This is a genomic window from Mucilaginibacter phyllosphaerae, from assembly GCF_004378255.1.
Taxonomy (GTDB): domain Bacteria; phylum Bacteroidota; class Bacteroidia; order Sphingobacteriales; family Sphingobacteriaceae; genus Mucilaginibacter; species Mucilaginibacter phyllosphaerae.
In genome coordinates this window covers 106,229-123,325 of the sequence record NZ_SNQG01000007.1, presented here as the reverse complement: position 1 = coordinate 123,325, position 17,097 = coordinate 106,229, and the positions used below count along the sequence as shown (strand labels likewise).

At 43.5% G+C, this 17,097-nt stretch carries 17 protein-coding genes; 13 read left to right on the top strand and 4 right to left on the bottom strand.

The features are described 5' to 3' along the window. The first annotated feature begins 216 nt into the window (after positions 1 to 216). The 5 genes from E2R65_RS17725 to E2R65_RS17705 all read left to right on the top strand — a co-directional run bounded on the left by E2R65_RS17725 (position 217) and on the right by E2R65_RS17705 (position 6,151). Complete coding sequence (locus E2R65_RS17725) at positions 217 to 2,685, top strand: ABC transporter permease (RefSeq protein ID WP_134337831.1); 2,469 nt, start codon at positions 217 to 219, stop codon at positions 2,683 to 2,685. Positions 2,686 to 2,737: 52 nt separating this feature from the next. Further along, positions 2,738 to 3,352, top strand: a complete 615-nt coding sequence (recR, locus tag E2R65_RS17720) for a recombination mediator RecR (protein ID WP_134337830.1) — start codon at positions 2,738 to 2,740, stop codon at positions 3,350 to 3,352. Then, entirely contained in the window at positions 3,352 to 4,197 is an 846-nt protein-coding gene (locus E2R65_RS17715) for a glycosyltransferase family 2 protein (protein WP_134337829.1), read from the top strand. The genes recR and E2R65_RS17715 overlap by 1 nt, the downstream gene beginning before the upstream one ends. Then, entirely contained in the window at positions 4,181 to 4,996 is an 816-nt protein-coding gene (locus tag E2R65_RS17710) for an SDR family oxidoreductase (RefSeq protein WP_134337828.1), read from the top strand. Before E2R65_RS17715 ends, E2R65_RS17710 begins: the two co-directional genes overlap by 17 nt. A gap of 69 nt (positions 4,997 to 5,065) precedes the next feature. Next, positions 5,066 to 6,151, top strand: a complete 1,086-nt coding sequence (locus E2R65_RS17705; RefSeq protein ID WP_134337827.1) for a DNA topoisomerase IB — start codon at positions 5,066 to 5,068, stop codon at positions 6,149 to 6,151. Positions 6,152 to 6,208: 57 nt separating this feature from the next. Here E2R65_RS17705 and E2R65_RS17700 read toward each other — a convergent pair whose 3' ends face one another. Further along, positions 6,209 to 8,101: a M56 family metallopeptidase gene (locus E2R65_RS17700; protein ID WP_134337826.1), complete on the bottom strand. Its 1,893-nt coding sequence runs from the start codon at positions 8,099 to 8,101 to the stop codon at positions 6,209 to 6,211. A gap of 4 nt (positions 8,102 to 8,105) precedes the next feature. Then, positions 8,106 to 8,468: a BlaI/MecI/CopY family transcriptional regulator gene (locus E2R65_RS17695; RefSeq protein ID WP_134337825.1), complete on the bottom strand. Its 363-nt coding sequence runs from the start codon at positions 8,466 to 8,468 to the stop codon at positions 8,106 to 8,108. Between the two features lie 218 nt (positions 8,469 to 8,686). Between E2R65_RS17695 and E2R65_RS17690 the strand changes: the two genes are divergently transcribed. Both E2R65_RS17690 and E2R65_RS17685 read left to right on the top strand, forming a co-directional pair. Further along, the gene (locus E2R65_RS17690) at positions 8,687 to 9,529 is read left to right on the top strand and encodes an SDR family NAD(P)-dependent oxidoreductase (RefSeq protein ID WP_134337824.1); all 843 of its coding nucleotides are present in this window, start codon (positions 8,687 to 8,689) and stop codon (positions 9,527 to 9,529) included. Between the two features lie 75 nt (positions 9,530 to 9,604). Continuing rightward, a complete protein-coding gene (locus tag E2R65_RS17685) occupies positions 9,605 to 10,126 on the top strand; it encodes a c-type cytochrome (protein ID WP_134337823.1) in 522 nt (173 codons plus the stop codon). Positions 10,127 to 10,233: 107 nt separating this feature from the next. Here the strand turns inward: E2R65_RS17685 and E2R65_RS17680 are convergent, their stop codons facing one another. Further along, a complete protein-coding gene (locus tag E2R65_RS17680; RefSeq protein WP_134337822.1) occupies positions 10,234 to 11,448 on the bottom strand; it encodes a BaiN/RdsA family NAD(P)/FAD-dependent oxidoreductase in 1,215 nt (404 codons plus the stop codon). On the opposite strand from E2R65_RS17680, the gene E2R65_RS17675 reads away from it, so the two are divergent. The 3 genes from E2R65_RS17675 to accC all read left to right on the top strand — a co-directional run bounded on the left by E2R65_RS17675 (position 11,447) and on the right by accC (position 14,232). Then, positions 11,447 to 12,061, top strand: coding sequence for an NADH-quinone oxidoreductase subunit A (locus tag E2R65_RS17675; protein WP_134337821.1), 615 nt, complete (start codon positions 11,447 to 11,449; stop codon positions 12,059 to 12,061). The genes E2R65_RS17680 and E2R65_RS17675 overlap by 2 nt on opposite strands. Then, positions 12,051 to 12,551, top strand: a complete 501-nt coding sequence (locus E2R65_RS17670) for an NADH-quinone oxidoreductase subunit B (RefSeq protein ID WP_134337820.1) — start codon at positions 12,051 to 12,053, stop codon at positions 12,549 to 12,551. The genes E2R65_RS17675 and E2R65_RS17670 overlap by 11 nt, the downstream gene beginning before the upstream one ends. Before the next feature lie 202 nt (positions 12,552 to 12,753). Then, positions 12,754 to 14,232 carry an acetyl-CoA carboxylase biotin carboxylase subunit gene (gene accC / locus E2R65_RS17665; RefSeq protein WP_134337819.1) on the top strand — a complete coding sequence of 493 codons (1,479 nt, stop codon included), beginning with the start codon at positions 12,754 to 12,756 and terminating at the stop codon, positions 14,230 to 14,232. Between the two features lie 115 nt (positions 14,233 to 14,347). Here the strand turns inward: accC and E2R65_RS17660 are convergent, their stop codons facing one another. Continuing rightward, positions 14,348 to 14,803, bottom strand: a complete 456-nt coding sequence (locus E2R65_RS17660) for an NUDIX domain-containing protein (RefSeq protein ID WP_134337818.1) — start codon at positions 14,801 to 14,803, stop codon at positions 14,348 to 14,350. A gap of 84 nt (positions 14,804 to 14,887) precedes the next feature. Between E2R65_RS17660 and E2R65_RS17655 the strand changes: the two genes are divergently transcribed. The 3 genes from E2R65_RS17655 (at position 14,888) to E2R65_RS17645 (ending at position 16,967) form a co-directional block, all read left to right on the top strand. Then, positions 14,888 to 15,385 (top strand): SRPBCC family protein, encoded by a 498-nt coding sequence (locus E2R65_RS17655; RefSeq protein ID WP_134337817.1) that lies wholly within the window; start codon positions 14,888 to 14,890, stop codon positions 15,383 to 15,385. 151 nt (positions 15,386 to 15,536) lie between these two features. Next, entirely contained in the window at positions 15,537 to 16,277 is a 741-nt protein-coding gene (locus E2R65_RS17650) for a hypothetical protein (protein WP_134337816.1), read from the top strand. Between the two features lie 105 nt (positions 16,278 to 16,382). Continuing rightward, positions 16,383 to 16,967: a riboflavin synthase gene (locus E2R65_RS17645; protein WP_134337815.1), complete on the top strand. Its 585-nt coding sequence runs from the start codon at positions 16,383 to 16,385 to the stop codon at positions 16,965 to 16,967. The last annotated feature ends 130 nt before the right edge of the window (positions 16,968 to 17,097 follow it).

Here is a 17,097-nt window from a genome sequence, read left to right as displayed (position 1 = left end):
TTAAGTAACTAACCTCTTGTTTTTTGCAGCCGGTTTAAACTTAACAATCTTAGCTGATCATCATGCTTAACTGTATCATAACCGTACAATGGCTGTTACATATGCGAACACTTTTCAGATACCAGTATCTTATTAAATAATTAACTATCAATTACTTATAATTTTGGTAGTTTTTTAGACAATTAAGGTATCATAAGCATTTATTGTTTTAAAAGTATGATAAAGAATTACTTTAAAATTGCGTTTCGCGGGTTCAGGAAACACAAATTGTTCACCCTGATTAATATAATCGGTCTGTCTATAGGAATCAGTGCCGCATTGGTTATCTATCTTATTGTCCATTTTGATTTTACATTTAATAAGTTTAATGGCGATAGTAAGCAGATTTACCGGGTAGTATCTAACTACACTTTTGCGGGCGAACCAAGTTACAATAGCGGCGTTTGTGATCCGCTTACACTGGTGATACAATCTGAAGTGCCTGGTATAGATAAGTCGGCGCCGTTCTATACTATGTACGAAACCAGGGTGCTTATTCCTGTTACAGATAATAAAGAAGTTAAATTAAAAAAAGAAACAGGTATTATACTTGCAGATGGAAGGTATTTTGACATTTTTAAATACAATTGGTTAAAAGGCTCTCCCCGCACTGCACTAAGCACACCATACCAGGTAGTGCTTACCTCCGAAAGTGCCAAAAAATATTTTCCTAAACTATCTTACAGCGAGATGATAGGCAAAGAGATTATTTATGAAGACTCGGTAAAAACAACGGTTTCGGGAATTGTAGAATCATTAAAGCAAAATACTGACTTCATATTTCATGATTTCATTTCTTACAGTACAGGCCTCGCCAGCAAGCAGATGAAGGATTATTTCCAAATGACAAATTGGGGCAGTACCAGCTCTTCGTCTCAGCTTTTTATTAAATTGAATGAGAACACGTCGGCGACCACGGTCACTAAATCATTGAACCGGCTGCTTAAAAAATATGACCCGCCAAAACCGGAAGATAAAGGCAGTACCAAATTGTTTGGCTTGCAGAAATTAGCAGAATTGCATTTCGATCAAAGATACGGTTCTTTTGACAGCACGCGTACTGCAAACCGCAGTACGCTATATAGTTTGTTATTAATAGCTGGCTTTTTGTTACTGCTTGGCTGTATTAATTTTATAAACTTAACCACTGCACAGGCATCACAACGGGCCAAAGAGATAGGTATCCGCAAAACTATGGGTGGCAAACGCGGCCAGTTGATAGCCCAGTTTATGAGCGAGACTTTTTTAATATCCCTTTTAGCAATGCTGATATCAGTTGCGTTGGCCCCGGTTATTCTTAAACTATTTGCAGATTTTATTCCAGAAGGTGTTTCTTTCAATATTTTATCTCAGCCCCACATTATTGTATTTTTAATATTAATTACCTTGTTGGTAAGCGGCATGTCAGGTTTTTACCCGGCACTTGTATTATCCAATTATAAGCCGGTTACGGTGTTAAAAGGCCAATTGGGCAGTAACAGCAGTAAAACGCGCAACGCATGGTTGCGCAAATCGTTAACTGTAACCCAGTTTGTGATAGCACAGTTTTTTATAATGGCCACGCTATTGGTAAGTAAACAGATCTATTATGCACTGCATAAAAATCTGGGCTTCAAAAAAGAAGCTATTTTAAATATATCTACCCCGTATAAAAGTATCGGTACCGGCAAGCAGCAAGTGTTTTTGAATAAGGTGTTTCTGATGCCACAGGTACAATTGGTAAGCATAGGCGGCGCACCCCCATCGTCCGGCGGTACCAATTCAAGCACTTTTGAGTTCAAGGATGGCAAAAAAGAAATCGCCACCGAGGTAGAACTTAAATTTGGTGACGAAAATTATGCTAAAGTGTATGATTTAAAACTATTGGCAGGCCGTAATCTAATCCGGGCAGATACAGCTAAAGCTTTAATTATCAATAATACTTACGCCAGGGTTTTAGGCTTTGGTACCCCTATAGATGCCATTGATAAGCAAGTTATATATAATGGTAAAAAGATGGAGATTATTGGCGTTGCGGCGGATTTCTTTCAAAAGTCATTACGCTCGGCCATTAAACCGCTGGCCATCTTACAACCTGTAAATAACAAGTGGAACAACCGTACATTTCATATTGCGCTAAAACCGCAAAGTGCCGGTGGGGCCGAGTGGAAAATGGCCATAACAAATTTAGAAAAAATCTGGAAAGAAATTTATACCGAAGATGATTTTGAATATGGTTTTTTTGATGAGAATATTAAAAAATATTATGATGCTGAACAAAATACGGCCAAGCTATTAAACTGGGCTACCGGTTTATCCATTTTTATCAGCTGCCTGGGTTTACTGGGGCTGGCCATATATACCACAACCTTGCGCACTAAGGAGATTGGCGTACGCAAAGTATTAGGTGCATCGGTATCACAAATTGTAACCCTCTTATCTGCCGAACTGATCTGGCTTATTGTATTGGCCTTTGTGTTGGTTACCCCAATGGCTTACTACGCCATGCATAAATGGATGGAAAACTTTGCCGACCACACTACCATCAGCTGGTGGATATTTGTACTTAGTGGTGCAGGTATGTTAACCGCTGCGTTGTTTACTTTAAGCCTTCAAACTGTAAAAGCGGCTATTGCCAACCCGGTTAAAAGTTTAAGAAGCGAATAACCGCCATTGTTATTGTAGATGAAGCTTATCTATATTTCCGTATTTTCGTGTCATGAATTTTTCGTCGAAATTGCTGGAGAATGCCGTTGCCGAATTTGCCAAACTACCCGGCGTGGGCCAAAAAACTGCTTTGCGCCTGGTGCTGCACCTGCTAAACCGCGATAAGCAGGAGGTACAGCAATTTAGTACGGCCATCAGCAAATTACGTAACGAAATTCAGTTTTGCCAAACCTGCCATAACATATCCGACCGGCAGATTTGCGAGATCTGTGCATCGCACAAGCGCGATCATAGCCTGATATGTGTGGTAGAAGATACCCGCGATGTAATGGCTATCGAAAACACCAATCAATACAACGGCGTTTACCATGTGTTAGGCGGTTTAATATCGCCTATGGATGGTATAGGCCCGGCCGACCTGCAGGTAGATTCGCTGGTAGAAAGACTGAAGGATAATGCTGTTAAAGAAGTTATTTTTGCCCTTAGCGCTACAATGGAAGGGGATACCACCATTTTTTATTTAAACAAAAAGCTAAAGCAGTTTACAATAAATATCTCAACTATTGCCCGTGGCATAGCTTTTGGAGGTGAATTGGAGTATGTTGACGAGATTACGTTAGGACGGTCTATCGTAACCCGTGTGCCATACGAAAATTCTTTATCCTGATGCTTATGAAACTGTCTGTTGTTGTAGTTAATCATAATATGTGCGCACTGTTAAGGCAGTCTTTATTTACATTAGATAGGGCATGCAGGGATATTGATTATGAGGTAATTGTGATAGATGATGCATCAACGGACAGATCAGCAGCTATGGTACAGCATGATTTCCCGGAAGCCTCGCTTATCCAAAATACACAAATGGCCGGTATGGCTAAAGCCCGCAACCAGGGCATCCAGCAAGCAAGCGGTGAGTATGTTTTACTGGTCAATGCGGATACAATTAGCGGCAAAAAAACAGTAGAGCATGTATTGCAATTTATGGATGCACATGCTGATGCAGGCGGTGTTGGCGTACGTATGCTTGACCCGCGCGGGCGCTTCCTGCCACAATCCAGAACCGGTTTTACAAGGGCCTGGGGCGCTGTATTAAAATTGAGCGGCCTGGCTAAATATTTCCCAAAATCGCGGTTGTATAAAAGTGATGATAACTGGGTAGAGGAGGAGGAATTTGCCACTACGGAGGTTGACGTAATAAACGGTGCCTTTATGCTCATTCGCAGATCGGTACTCAGCCAAATTGGCTTGCTGGATGAGCGTTTAGCCATATTTGGCCATGATATTGATCTGTCGTTACGCATCCGTTTGGCAGGCTATAAAAATTACTATTTCCCCAAAACCTATATTCTTAATTTTAACAGCCAGCTTAAATCTAAATTAAGCTGGGGCTACATCAGGCAATTTTATGGCGCGATGATTATCTTCGCTGCGAAGTATTTGCTGCACATGCCGGAGATAAAAATACCGGGCATCCCGCAGATCTTCGCCCCGAAATATGAAATTGAAAGATAAGGTTATCATCATCACCGGTGCATCATCGGGCATTGGTAAAGCCCTGGCTGCAGAACTTGCCCGGCGCGGCGCTAATTTGGTACTGGCCGCCCGCCAATATGTAACTTTATGCGAAATAGCCCAACAGCTTAATGCCCAACATCCTATAAAAGCTATTGCCGTGCAGTGTGATGTTACTTTAGAAGAAGATTGCGCCGCATTGGTTAAACAGGCTATACTCACCTTTGGTAAAATTGATATACTGATCAATAACGCCGGTATTAGTATGCGCGCCTTGTTTAAGGATGTAAACCTGCAGGTAATGCAAAGCCTGATGGATGTTAATTTTTGGGGTACCGTTTACTGTACCAGATACGCCCTGCCAGAGGTGATCAAAACCCGCGGCAGTATTGTTGGCGTATCCTCAATAGCCGGTTATAAGGGCCTGCCCGGCCGTGCCGGGTACTCGGCATCCAAGTACGCCATGAATGGCTTTTTAGATGCTTTAAGGGTAGAGAACCTGCGCACCGGCATACATATTATGGTAGCCTGCCCGGGGTTTACGGCATCCAACATCCGTAATACGGCACTTGATAAAAACGGCAGGCAGCAAGGCGAAAGCACCCTGGCAGAAGATAAAATGATGCCGGCAGAAGAAGTAGCCCGCATCATTGCCAACGGCATCGAAAACCGCAGCCGTACCCTGGTAATGACATTGCAGGGCAAGCTAACCGTATTGTTAAGTAAATTTTTACCTGCGTTTTTAGATAAGCAGGTATTTAAGGTTTTTGCCCAAGAAAAGAATGCTCTTTTGAAATAAAACATCAGCGCTATAATTCACGCAGCGGTAGCTAAAACTTATCCCTATGTTGCATGTTGTACCTTACACATGAACCGCCTGGTAAAAAAACTCGAAAAAATTGGCCGCGATCCCAAAATAACAGCAAAGGCTGTTGGGTTGAGGTATGTATCAGATGCGATGCCCGGTTATACCCGTAAAAAAAGTGGTAAAGGCTGGTCTTATTTGGATGCTGATGGCAACGTGGTGAAGGATAAGCAACTGATAGATCGTTTCAATAAACTGGTTATACCGCCTGCATACACCAACGTTTGGATCTCGCCGCATGATAACGGCCACCTGCAATTCACCGGCACAGATGCAGCCGGGCGCAAGCAATACCGCTACCATACTTACTGGAACAAGATCCGCAATCAGTCTAAATACTATCGCCTGCAAACTTTTGCAGCCCACCTGCCTGCCATACGTAAACAGGTTGATGAGGACCTTGCGCGCCGCAAGCTCGATCATGAAAAGGTTGTTGCCCTGGTGGTAAGGTTAATGGAGCTCACCAGCATCCGTGTGGGTAATGAATCGTATAAAAAGCTTTACGGCTCGTTCGGCTTAACCACCCTGATGGATAAACATGTGAAGATAGAAGGCAGCAAAATGAATTTTGAATTTAAGGGCAAAAAAGGCGTAATGCACAAAGTAGCCCTGCAAAGTAAAAAGCTGGCCAAACTGGTTAAGCAATGCCGCGACATCCCGGGGAAGGAGTTATTCCAGTTTTATAATGACGATAACGAACGCTGCACCATCGGTTCGGGCGATATCAACACCTATCTTAAAAAAATAACCGGCGAAGATTTTACCGCTAAAGATTTCCGTACGTGGGCGGGCAGCGTAAGCGCCTTGTATGCCTTTAAAGAAGCCGGGCAGTTTAGTACCGTATCTGAATGTAAAAAGAAGATTGTAAGTGTGCTGGATGAAGTGGCTGTTAATTTAGGCAACACCCGCACAGTTTGTAAAAAATATTATGTGCATCCAACGGTGATCAAAAGCTACGAAGAGGGTACCATTTTTAAATATATTGATAAACTGGACGAAGATAAAGACGTTAGATCTGCCGAGTTGAATTTGGCAGAAAAGGCCCTTTTAGAAATACTGGACAAAGAAAAACTGGCAGAAGCAAGTTAAAAAAAAGGTTGACCAGGCTTGCCCCGGTCAACCTTAAACTATTAACTGATCTGATTATTATTTCCCTTTTTTAGTGTAGATGTAAACCACACCGTATTTAGCCTTATCGCCATATTTTTTTACCGTATCTGCGCTGTTGCTTACACTCATCCGGTCAATATCAAAGGCCGATAACTTTTTCATTTCTTTCTCGCTGGCAACTTTGCCGTCAATCATGATCAGCTTATCAGATATACGGTTAACGTTGGTGGTGTTAATGTCATATACAAAGCTGGCGTTGGTGCGGTAGCCTTTTACAGCCACTGCATTGTTGCTGTTGGTAGAAGATAATGCTATAACATTACCATTACCTGCGTTATTTCTTATTTGTGCCCCCATACGGCTAACAACCGAACTTTTAACACCATTTACGATCACTGTACCCGAATCCAGCACAACCTCCCTTATTTGGTTTGCCGGGGTAGTAGATGCGCTGCTGTAACCTGTAATAACAACGTTATTTACAGATCCTTTTGTACCAGGCAAGGCATTGATAATGGCCAGTTCCTTTTCAGTCAGGTTTTTAGTGGCTTTATTTACACCATTTATCCTGATGTTGGTTAACTGGTTGTTAGTACCAAGCTGATTTGCCAGGGCTTGCCCCACTCCGGAGCCTTTTGTAGTTATAAAAACTACTTTATCACTGTTAGGAGATGAAGAACCATAATTCAGATTAAGCTTATTTTTAACATCATCTACCGACATGATATTGACAGACGCAATTGTACTTGGGTCGAGGGCGTTTAATTCGTTCTTTGTTATCTTTTTACTGTTTAATATTATATCCATCGAATCCAGGCTGTGGTTTTTGTCGAAACTGAAGGAGAAAGCCTGTTTTTTAAGTGTATCAAGTTTAATGGTAAAGGGCTGCACAGATTTTTGTTTAAAAGTATCGGTATAAACAGGTTTGGTGGCCGGTTTTACTTTTTCAGATGGTACCGTATCCGAAAATGTTACCGCATTTTGGGCCGCAATTTTTAGAGCAAGGGTAACCGGCTTTATGGCAATGGCAATTTTATGGGTAATAGGTTTGGCAATATCTGCCTTTGATAAGGTGAAAACCAATAACAGGGCAATAACTGCCGGTACAACAAACGCATAACGCGTTAGTGTAAACTTCGAAGATCTTTTAGCGTTCATCATAATAATGCGTTTTTTTATGGTTGATATATTAAAGTGATTTACAATGCCGGGGGTGCTGGTATTAAAGCTTACGTTAACCAGGCTGTACTGATAGGTTTTACTGTCAAAGCCTTTGGTTAATATTTTACGGTCGGTTATAAATTCTATATTCTCGCGCACGGCCTTTTTCATCAGCCAGATACCGGGGTTAAACCAGTAGAATATGCTGCTTAGTTCGGCCAGTAAAATATCAATGGTATGCCAGCCGTTTACGTGTACCTGCTCGTGCAGTAAAATAGCTTTAAGATCGGCAGGGGTGTGGTTGGCCGGGTTTACATATATATTACGCCAAAAAGAGAATGGGGCAACCTCACCCTCGATGATCCTCACATCATGCTCATGGATCCGCGCCGGCCACGACCGCCTGTACAGCATAAATAACGAGAACAGCTGCATCAGCAAACGCACCCCCAGCAAAGCGGCGCCAAACCAGAATATCGCCGTTGCCCATTGCCAGTAATTGGGTTGTGCAAGGGGCTTTATCAGGCTTACTGCCGGGGCTTGCCAGTTTAAAATTACATTTTGCACGGGCTTGGCAAGGGTTTCGTGCCGTTGGGCAAAATCGCTCAGGTCTATTTTAGGGTAAAGGGTGGCAAATATAATGGCAGCCACCAGGTATGCCCTGTTTAAGGTGTAAAAAGTAAGGTGGCGTAACACCAGGTAATAGCCCGCGCAAAATAGCAGCAGTGCAATATTCACTTTAAGCAAAAAAACAAATAAGGCAGGCATATTATTAAGGTTTAGGTTTTTCGATAAGGTTAAGTATCTCTTTTAGTTCGCTGGCGCTGATCTTTTTTTCGTTGGCAAAAAAGGTAACCAGTTCTTTGTACGAGTTTTTAAAGTAGTCGCTTACAAAGCCGCTCATAAAACGTTTTTTATATTCTTCCTCTAAAATAGCAGGGGTGTAGCGATAGGAATTCCCCATTTTTTCGCCGCTTACAAAACCTTTGCGTTCCAGGTTTTTTATGGTCGATGCCAGGGTGGTATAGGGCGGTTTAGGGTCGTTTATAAGATCCAGAAAATCCTTAATAAAACCTGCACCTGCCTGCCAAACCGCCTGCATGGCTTCTTCTTCCTGTTGTGATAATTTCTCCATTTCAATCTACGATTATTTCGTAAATATACGACACTTTCGTAAATATGCAAATATTTTAATAGAATTTAACAAAAATATTTTTGAATGCATATTAACCGTTGCCTGGGTTAAACATATCTTTTTAAACATCATTACCTTTAAATAGAAAGATTTGTTGCTTTAACAGATTATAGTAAATTTGGATACCAGTTTCCCTGAAAACCCAATTATTTGAATTTATGCCGATCACAACTACTGTTATAACCGGTGCAACATCCGGCATAGGTAAAGAGACCGCATTGGCGCTTGCCAAAAAAGATCATGCCATTTATATGCTTGTGCGCGATACGCAAAAGGCAGAAGAAATAAGGCAGGAGATCATAAGCATTACCAAAAACAAAAATATATACATAGTACCCTGCAACCTGGCCGATATGGAAAGCGTATGTAACGCTGCCAATACTTTAATGCATAGCGTTACGGCCATTAATGTGCTGATAAACAACGCCGGCGGCATTTTTGCCGATCGGCTGGAAAGCAAAGACGGCTACGAAATGACCTTCGCGGTGAATCATTTAAGCCATTTTTTATTGTTTAATAAGCTGCTGCCCTTGCTGCAAAAGGGGCAGGCGCGCATTATTAATGTAAGCTCGGAAGCACACCGCATAGGCAAGCCGGATTTTAATGACCTGCAGTGGACAAAACGCCCATACTCTGCCTGGAAAGCTTACGGTATGGCAAAACTTTTTAATATATACTTTACCAGGGCCGTAGCTACCAGGTTTGGGCCCAAGGGTATCAGCGCATTTGCCTTGCACCCGGGGCTGGTGAATACCGGCTTTGGCACCGGGCTTACTGGCATGGGTAAAGTATTGATGTGGCTGTTGCGCCCGTTTATGATCTCGGCAGAAACCGGTGCGCGCACAACCATTTACCTGGCAACCGCCAGCCGGATAGATTCAAAAAGCGGGGGATACTTTAAAAACCGCCATGTGGCCTCTACATCGGCAACCGATGAAAATGGCCGCAACATGCTGTGGGACCTGAGTATGGAAATGATAGCCCCCTTTTTAACCGCCTGAGTAATATTTTTGTGGCGTGTTGCGGTTACAAAATAATGTGTATAGATTAGAACTTTATATCTGGCTTACATTATAATGACAATTAATAAAAAACTATTCGTAACAACCGGGCTTTTATCTGCCGTATTATTTATGGCAATGGCACCTGTGGGCAAGCCTGCGGATGATGAAAAATTCAAAAACCTGAAAGTTTTACCTAAAGATATTTCTAAAGAAGAAATGCACAAGGTGATGGAGGAGTGGGAACATGCCTTAGGTGCACGCTGCAGCTTTTGCCATGTGCGTAATGAGGATACTAAAAAAATGGACTGGGCCAGCGATGCCAAACCCGAAAAAGAAATGGCCCGCGATATGTATAAAATGACGCAGGATATCAACAAAAAGTATTTCCATGCGCAAAAAGATAGCACCGGCGTAATTGTGGAAAGCAGTGTAAACTGTTATAGCTGCCACAGGGGGGTACAGCACCCGGAATTGGTAAGGGCATCTGAATTGCCCAGCCAGCCGCGTACCCCACCCGCACCGGGCCAGCCGGCATGGGCGCCAGGTACAACGCCGGCAGCAGTACCAGCGCCAGCACCAGAAAAGAAACCTTGATAAAATATCATTTCGATAGAGCAGGCGGATGGTTGTAGCGGGGCGAAAGAGAAATCCCTAACGCCATGCATCAGTTTATGCCTGTTCATTAATTGATCCGGATCAAACTACAAATTCTGCGCTATTACAAAACCGCTGGCCCAGGCCCATTGAAAGTTATAACCGCCAAGCCAACCGGTAACATCCACACATTCGCCGCCAAAGAAAAGGCCCGGCACTTTTTTACTTTCGAGGGTTTTGGATGATAGTTCGTTGGTATCTACGCCGCCTGTCATCACTTCGGCTTTATCATAACCCTTGGTACCCGCCGGTTTTACCTTAAATTCGTGCAGCAGGGCACCTATGTCTTCCAGTTCAGTTTTAGTTAAGGATGCCAGGTTTTTATCCGCCGGGATGTAATCAACCAAAGCCTCGGCAAACTTGCGGGTAAACAGGTTAGATAGATAAGCCAGCAGCATTTTTTTGCCGTTCTGTTCGCGTTCTTGCAGTATCAGTTCAATAATATCTTTGCCGGGCAGCAGGTCTATAAAAATGCTTTCACCCGGTTTCCAGTACGATGAGATCTGTAATACAGCCGGGCCGCTTAATCCCCAGTGGGTAAATAAAATATTCTCTTCAAAGCTTGCCCTGTCATTCCACACACGGCAAAATATGCTGTTGCCCGATAGCTGCTCGTACCAGGGCTGTTCTTTGCCGGTAATTGTTAGCGGCACCAGGGCAGGGTAGGTTTCGGTAACCAGCATATCAAATTTACGGGCTATGCGCAGGCCAAAATCTGTAGCGCCCATTTTTTGTATAGGCAGGCCGCCGCTGGCAATAACTACCCTGGGGGCAAATAATATTTGTGTTTTACCATTCCGTGTAACCGTAACGTTAAAGCCATCTTCGGTTTGCGCTACGGTGGTTACTTCGGTATCGCACCATATCTCCTGATCCAGATCGTTACAAAGGCCGGTAAAAACGTTCACCACATCCTTTGCCTTGTCGCTCACCGGGAAAAGCTGCCCCAAAGTTTTTTCTTTGCCTTCTATACCGTAAGCTTCAAAAAAATTCACCGTATCATCCACCGTCCACTGCGCTAATGCCGAGCGGCTAAAATGTTCGTTTTGCGAGATGAATTGCTTATGGGTAGCATACAGGTTGGTGTAATTACACCTGCCGCCGCCGCTAATCAGGATCTTAGCGCCCACCTTATCGTTCTTCTCTAAAACCAGTGTGCGCTTGCCTAAAAAACCTGCCTGCACTGCGCACATCAGTCCGCATGCGCCGCCGCCAATAATTATAGCGTCAAAGTTTGATTGTTTTGTTAAATTTGCTGTCATGAATGATGTTGCGCAAATATCAGAATTTGGAAAGATACTTATCTTTTTAATTACAGGCGTTTTAGCCATTGGCGGGTTATTTTTTGTGAACCGCCTTTTAGCGCCCCGTAACCCTAATTATGATAAGCTAACCACCTATGAATGTGGCGAGGAGCCAACCGGCAATGCCTGGTTGCCCTTTAACTCGCGTTTTTATGTGATAGCGCTGGTGTTTTTGTTGTTTGATGTAGAGATGGTATTCGTTTTTCCGTGGGCAACGGTATTTGGCAACCGCGAAATATTAGCTGCGGACGCCCGCTGGGGCTGGCTATCGCTAACAGAAATGTTTATTTTTTTAGGGATACTGATCTTAGGCCTGGCCTACGTTTGGTTAAAAGGCGACCTGGACTGGATAAAGCCAAATGTTACCCTGCCGCAAACAGACGTCCGCATACCACAGTTACTATATGATAACGTTAATGTTAAACAAGGCAATTTTAAGGTAAAAGAATTTACTTCAGAAGTTTTGATACCTGCTGCGGCTACTACAACTTCTGATACAGTTACCGCCGCGCCCGAAACCCGGAAGCCTATGTTTAAACCATCATTTAAAAAACCAGCTAATGACGCCTGATCTGACTAACGAAACCGGTGGAATTGTTGTCACCAGGATGGATGACCTGCTTAACTGGGCAAGGCTGTCGTCGCTGTGGCCACTAAGCTTTGGTATTGCCTGCTGCGCCATTGAAATGATGGGCGCTATGGCTTCTACCTATGATCTGGATAGGTTTGGGGTATTTCCACGCCCTTCTGTCCGCCAGTCGGATGTGATCATCATAGCCGGCACGGTTACTTTTAAAATGGCCGAGCGTATTAAACGCCTGTACGAGCAGATGCCCGATCCTAAGTATGTCATCTCTATGGGCTCGTGCTCTAACTGCGGCGGGCCATACTGGCAGCACGGTTATCATGTGGTAAAAGGGGTTGACAGGGTTATCCCGGTTGATGTTTATGTACAGGGTTGCCCGCCCCGCCCCGAAGCATTGATAGGGGCCATACTGGAATTGCAGAAGAAAATAGAAAAAGAACACATCGTTGCGGGCCAGCAAATCTCACCTTTATAAAAACCAACGATTCGATATTAATTTTTAGTTAATAAATTAAACTTTAATATTATGTTATTACCTGTTGCATTTGTATTGATCATAGCGTTTGTAGTACTTGCCTTGTTTTTGATCCTCAGAAAAAATAATGGCAAGCAAGAAAAACGTTAATACACTGCTACAATATTTTGGCCTTTGTATAGATTAATTACATTTGTTGTCTATGCAAAAAATATTGGTAGCTAACCGGGGCGAGATTGCTTTGCGCGTAATGCGTTCTGCCCGCGAAATGGGTATAAAAACGGTGGCCGTTTATTCAGAAGCCGACCGCAATGCACTCCATGTGCGCTATGCAGATGAGGCGGTATTTATTGGTGAAGCGCCATCCAGCCAATCTTATCTGGTGGGCGATAAAATTATAGCCGCCTGCCAGCAAACCGGTGCAGCAGGTATCCATCCCGGTTATGGCTTTTTAAGCGAGAATGCCGCTTTTGCCAGGCAAGTGCGCGAAGCAGGTTTGATCCTGATCGGCCCATCGCCCGAGGCGATGGAAGTGATGGGGAATAAGCTATCTGCCAAAGCTGCAGCCTTAAAATACAATATCCCTATGGTGCCCGGCACCGAAGAAGCCATTACAGATGTAAATGAGGCTAAACTGCGTGCGGTTGAAGTAGGCTTCCCTATCCTCATCAAAGCGGCTGCCGGCGGTGGCGGTAAAGGGATGCGTATTGTAGATACCCCCGAAGATTTTGAAGAGCAAATGGGCCTGGCCGTATCCGAAGCCATATCTGCCTTTGGTGATGGCGCGGTTTTTATAGAACGTTATGTTTCTTCGCCAAGGCATATCGAGATACAGATACTGGGTGATACGCATGGTAATATTGTACACTTATTTGAGCGTGATTGCTCGGTGCAGCGCCGCCATCAAAAAGTGGTAGAAGAGGCACCATCATCTGTACTGACGCCGGAGATTCGCGAAGCTATGGGCAAATGCGCCGTGGATGTAGCCCGGTCTGTTAATTATACCGGCGCAGGCACGGTAGAATTTATTATGGATGAAAAGCTGGATTTCTTTTTCCTGGAGATGAACACCCGTTTGCAGGTAGAGCACCCGGTTACGGAATTGATAACAGGCATCGACCTGGTGAAAGAACAGATCCGCATAGCCCGCGGCGAAGCCATCAGCTTTAAACAAACAGACCTGAAGATACAAGGCCATGCCATGGAATTGCGCGTGTACGCCGAAGACCCCGCCAATAACTTTTTGCCTGATATTGGCACCCTGCAAACCTATGTTACCCCAAAAGGACCGGGCGTTAGGGTGGATGACGGGTTTGAACAGGGGATGGAGATCCCGATCTACTACGACCCGATGATAGCCAAACTGATAACCTACGGTAAAGACCGTACAGAGGCTATAGAACGCATGGTACGCGCTATTGATGAATACACCATAACGGGCATCACTACAACGCTTGGTTTCGGCCGGTTTGTAATGGGGCACGAGGCTTTTACATCAGGTAACTTTGATACCCACTTTGTAAAAAAATATTTTACGCCCCAGTCGCTGGAAAACGGCAACGACACCGAGGCCTTGATAGCTGCTTTGGTAATGGAAAAATTATTAGCCGGCAAAAAGGCAACTATTACGCAGCCGGCCGCTATAGCAGAAAGCAATTGGGTAAAAAACAGAAAAGGCTAATTATTAACAATCTGATTATAAGATATTTATAAAATGTTCACGATGTTCATACGTCGTGAACGTGAACAGTTTTTTAAGAAACCCCGTGAAGCCTTAAATTCGCCAGATCACGGGTTCAGGTTAACTTTTCCAACTCGTCGATCAAACCAACCTGCCCGGGGATGATCTTCAGTTTTGCCACATCGGCACTAAACCAACCGGCCCTGTCAATCTCCGGGAAACTGGCACGCTTGCCGGATCTTGGCGGCCACTCTATCTCAAAGGTATTGCTTACGATAGTTTCATGGTCTATATCGCCTTCTACAGCCCAGGCATGCACCACTTTGCCGCTTTTTTGTTTAACGGGCTGTAGTTTTATAAAATCACCGGTAACGGGCTTGCCCACTTCTTCCTCAAACTCGCGCTTTGCAGCAGCAAGCGCATCTTCATCATCCGTAAATTCACCTTTGGGTACCGACCACGCGCCATCGTCCTTCTTGCGGAAGAAGGGGCCGCCGGGGTGTACCAAAAAAACCTGCAGCAAACCATTTTTGTGCCTGTACAGCAATATCCCCGCGCTTTGCTTCGTCATAAAATTGTTTTGATAGTAAATAGCTAAACATAAACTATTTTGGTTAGTTTTATATGCATACAAATCTGTATAAACCTTTTACTTATGGACCAAACCCGCTGGAGCAAATTTAAACTTTGTGGCGATTATAATGTCGACCTGCGTTCCCTTTACCTGGCCTGGACAACTCCCGCCGGTTTGGAGAAATGGTTTTTGCGCAAAGCGGATTTTTTTACCGTACCGCAACGCCTGCGTGAAGCCGGCGAGCAGATCTTGAAAGAGGATACCTATTCGTGGTACTGGCATGGTTATGATAACAGCATGGTGCAAACGGGCAGCATATTAGAAGCCAACGGGCACGACTTTGTGAAGTTCACTTTTAGCGGCGGCAGTATGGTAAGCGTAAACTTTAGTACCCGCAATGGTTTAACCATTATTGAACTTGAGCAAACGAACATACCACCGGAAGATGACCCTGAGAAAAATTTGCTGGTGCAGTGCCAGGTAGGGTGGGTGTTTTATCTTGCCAACCTAAAATCTGTATTTGAAGGTGGAAAAGATCTGCGCAATAAACGCGTTGATTTGCCAGGATGCTTTAAGTAATGAGCAATCTTTTAATTGAAGATGGTATTAATTAACTATTGCTTTTGTTTTTAATTTTCGCGTTCCGTTATACGCGAAAGTGAAAAAAAAGTTGCATAAATATCTGCAGATAAGGTATTTTTGTTGAAAATATTATAAACCTTATTACGTTATGTTCACTAAATTCAAATCACCGGCTGCTGCAGCCCTTATAGCATTAACCGTTTTAGTTTATTCGTCTTGTAATAAAGAGGCAAAGGTAGCTAATACCAATACTGATAAAGAGATGGCTACTTCAATAGCTGTTAACCTTTACAACTCCATTGGTAATACTATTGCCAGCAAAACCACCTCTGGTTTACCTGCTACCAACAGCGTGCGTAACGGTAAAAAAGTTAACGATCTTACCTGCGGCCAGTACATCGAGGTACCTTATGACAATACTTACACCAAAGGCGATACCGTTAAAGATGTAATGACCGGTTCAAACAAATATGTTGTTAGCTGCGATGCAGGTAATCAGCCCAATGGTTATACTTACACAGGCAGTTACGTAAATACCGGTTTTAGCCCGTATGCTGTTTACGATATAAGCGTTAAAGAATACTACACATTAAAAAGCTTACTGCCCGAATTTGTAAAGATGGAGGTTAACGGTAACCAAAGTTCTGTTTACAAGATCACCACTAAAAAAGATGGTGATTACATTGTTCAAAACAACACCTATGTATTAAAGGGTATTATTATAGATGCTGCTAACAGGCCGTTTGATATTACTGCCGGTACCGCCAATTTTACATCAGCCGGTAATAATGCCGGTAAGGATTTTAACTTTACAGGTACCATTAAGTTTTTAGGCGAGCATAAAGCTACCGTGTCATTCAACGGACAAGTGTTTGATATCACCTTATAGTACTTTAAATATTTATTAAAAAGCGGATAGCTCACAAGCTATCCGCTTTTTTTATGATGCTGTGATAACATAACCCACATCTAAAATTCTGTACTTTTGCGCACGATGTTTACAGGAATTATAGAAACTTTAGGAAAGGTAACCAATTTGAGGCAGGAGCAGGGCAACCTGCACATCACCGTACAATCGGGCATTGTTAACGAGTTAAAGATAGACCAATCGGTAGCGCATAACGGCGTTTGTTTAACCGTTGTGGGTTTAACCGATGATACGCACACGGTTACAGCCATTGAAGAAACGCTGAATAAAACCAATATAGGTTACCTTAAAGTTGGCGAACCGGTAAACCTGGAACGATGCATGCAAATGAATGCCCGGCTGGATGGCCATATTGTGCAGGGGCATGTAGACCAAACCGCCACCTGTACTAAATTTATCCAACTGGATGGCAGCTGGGAATATACCTTTGAGTATGATGCTGCCGGTGGTAATGTAACGGTAGAGAAAGGCTCGATCTGTGTGAACGGCATTAGCCTTACGGTGGTAAACTCGGGACTGAATTATTTTTCGGTAGCCATCATTCCATACACTTACGAGCATACCAACCTGCATAACGTGCGCGAAGGCTCGGTGGTAAACCTGGAGTTTGATATCATTGGTAAATATGTAGCCAGGTTAATGAACAGATAGCCAGGAACGATTACCTGCATTAGGTCTGCAAAACACATAATTTCCTTTCCTGGTATAAATAAAATTCTATTTTTGCGCTAAGTTCAAATCGCGGTAGTATGCGATTCGTTTTTTATTCATTATTTATTAA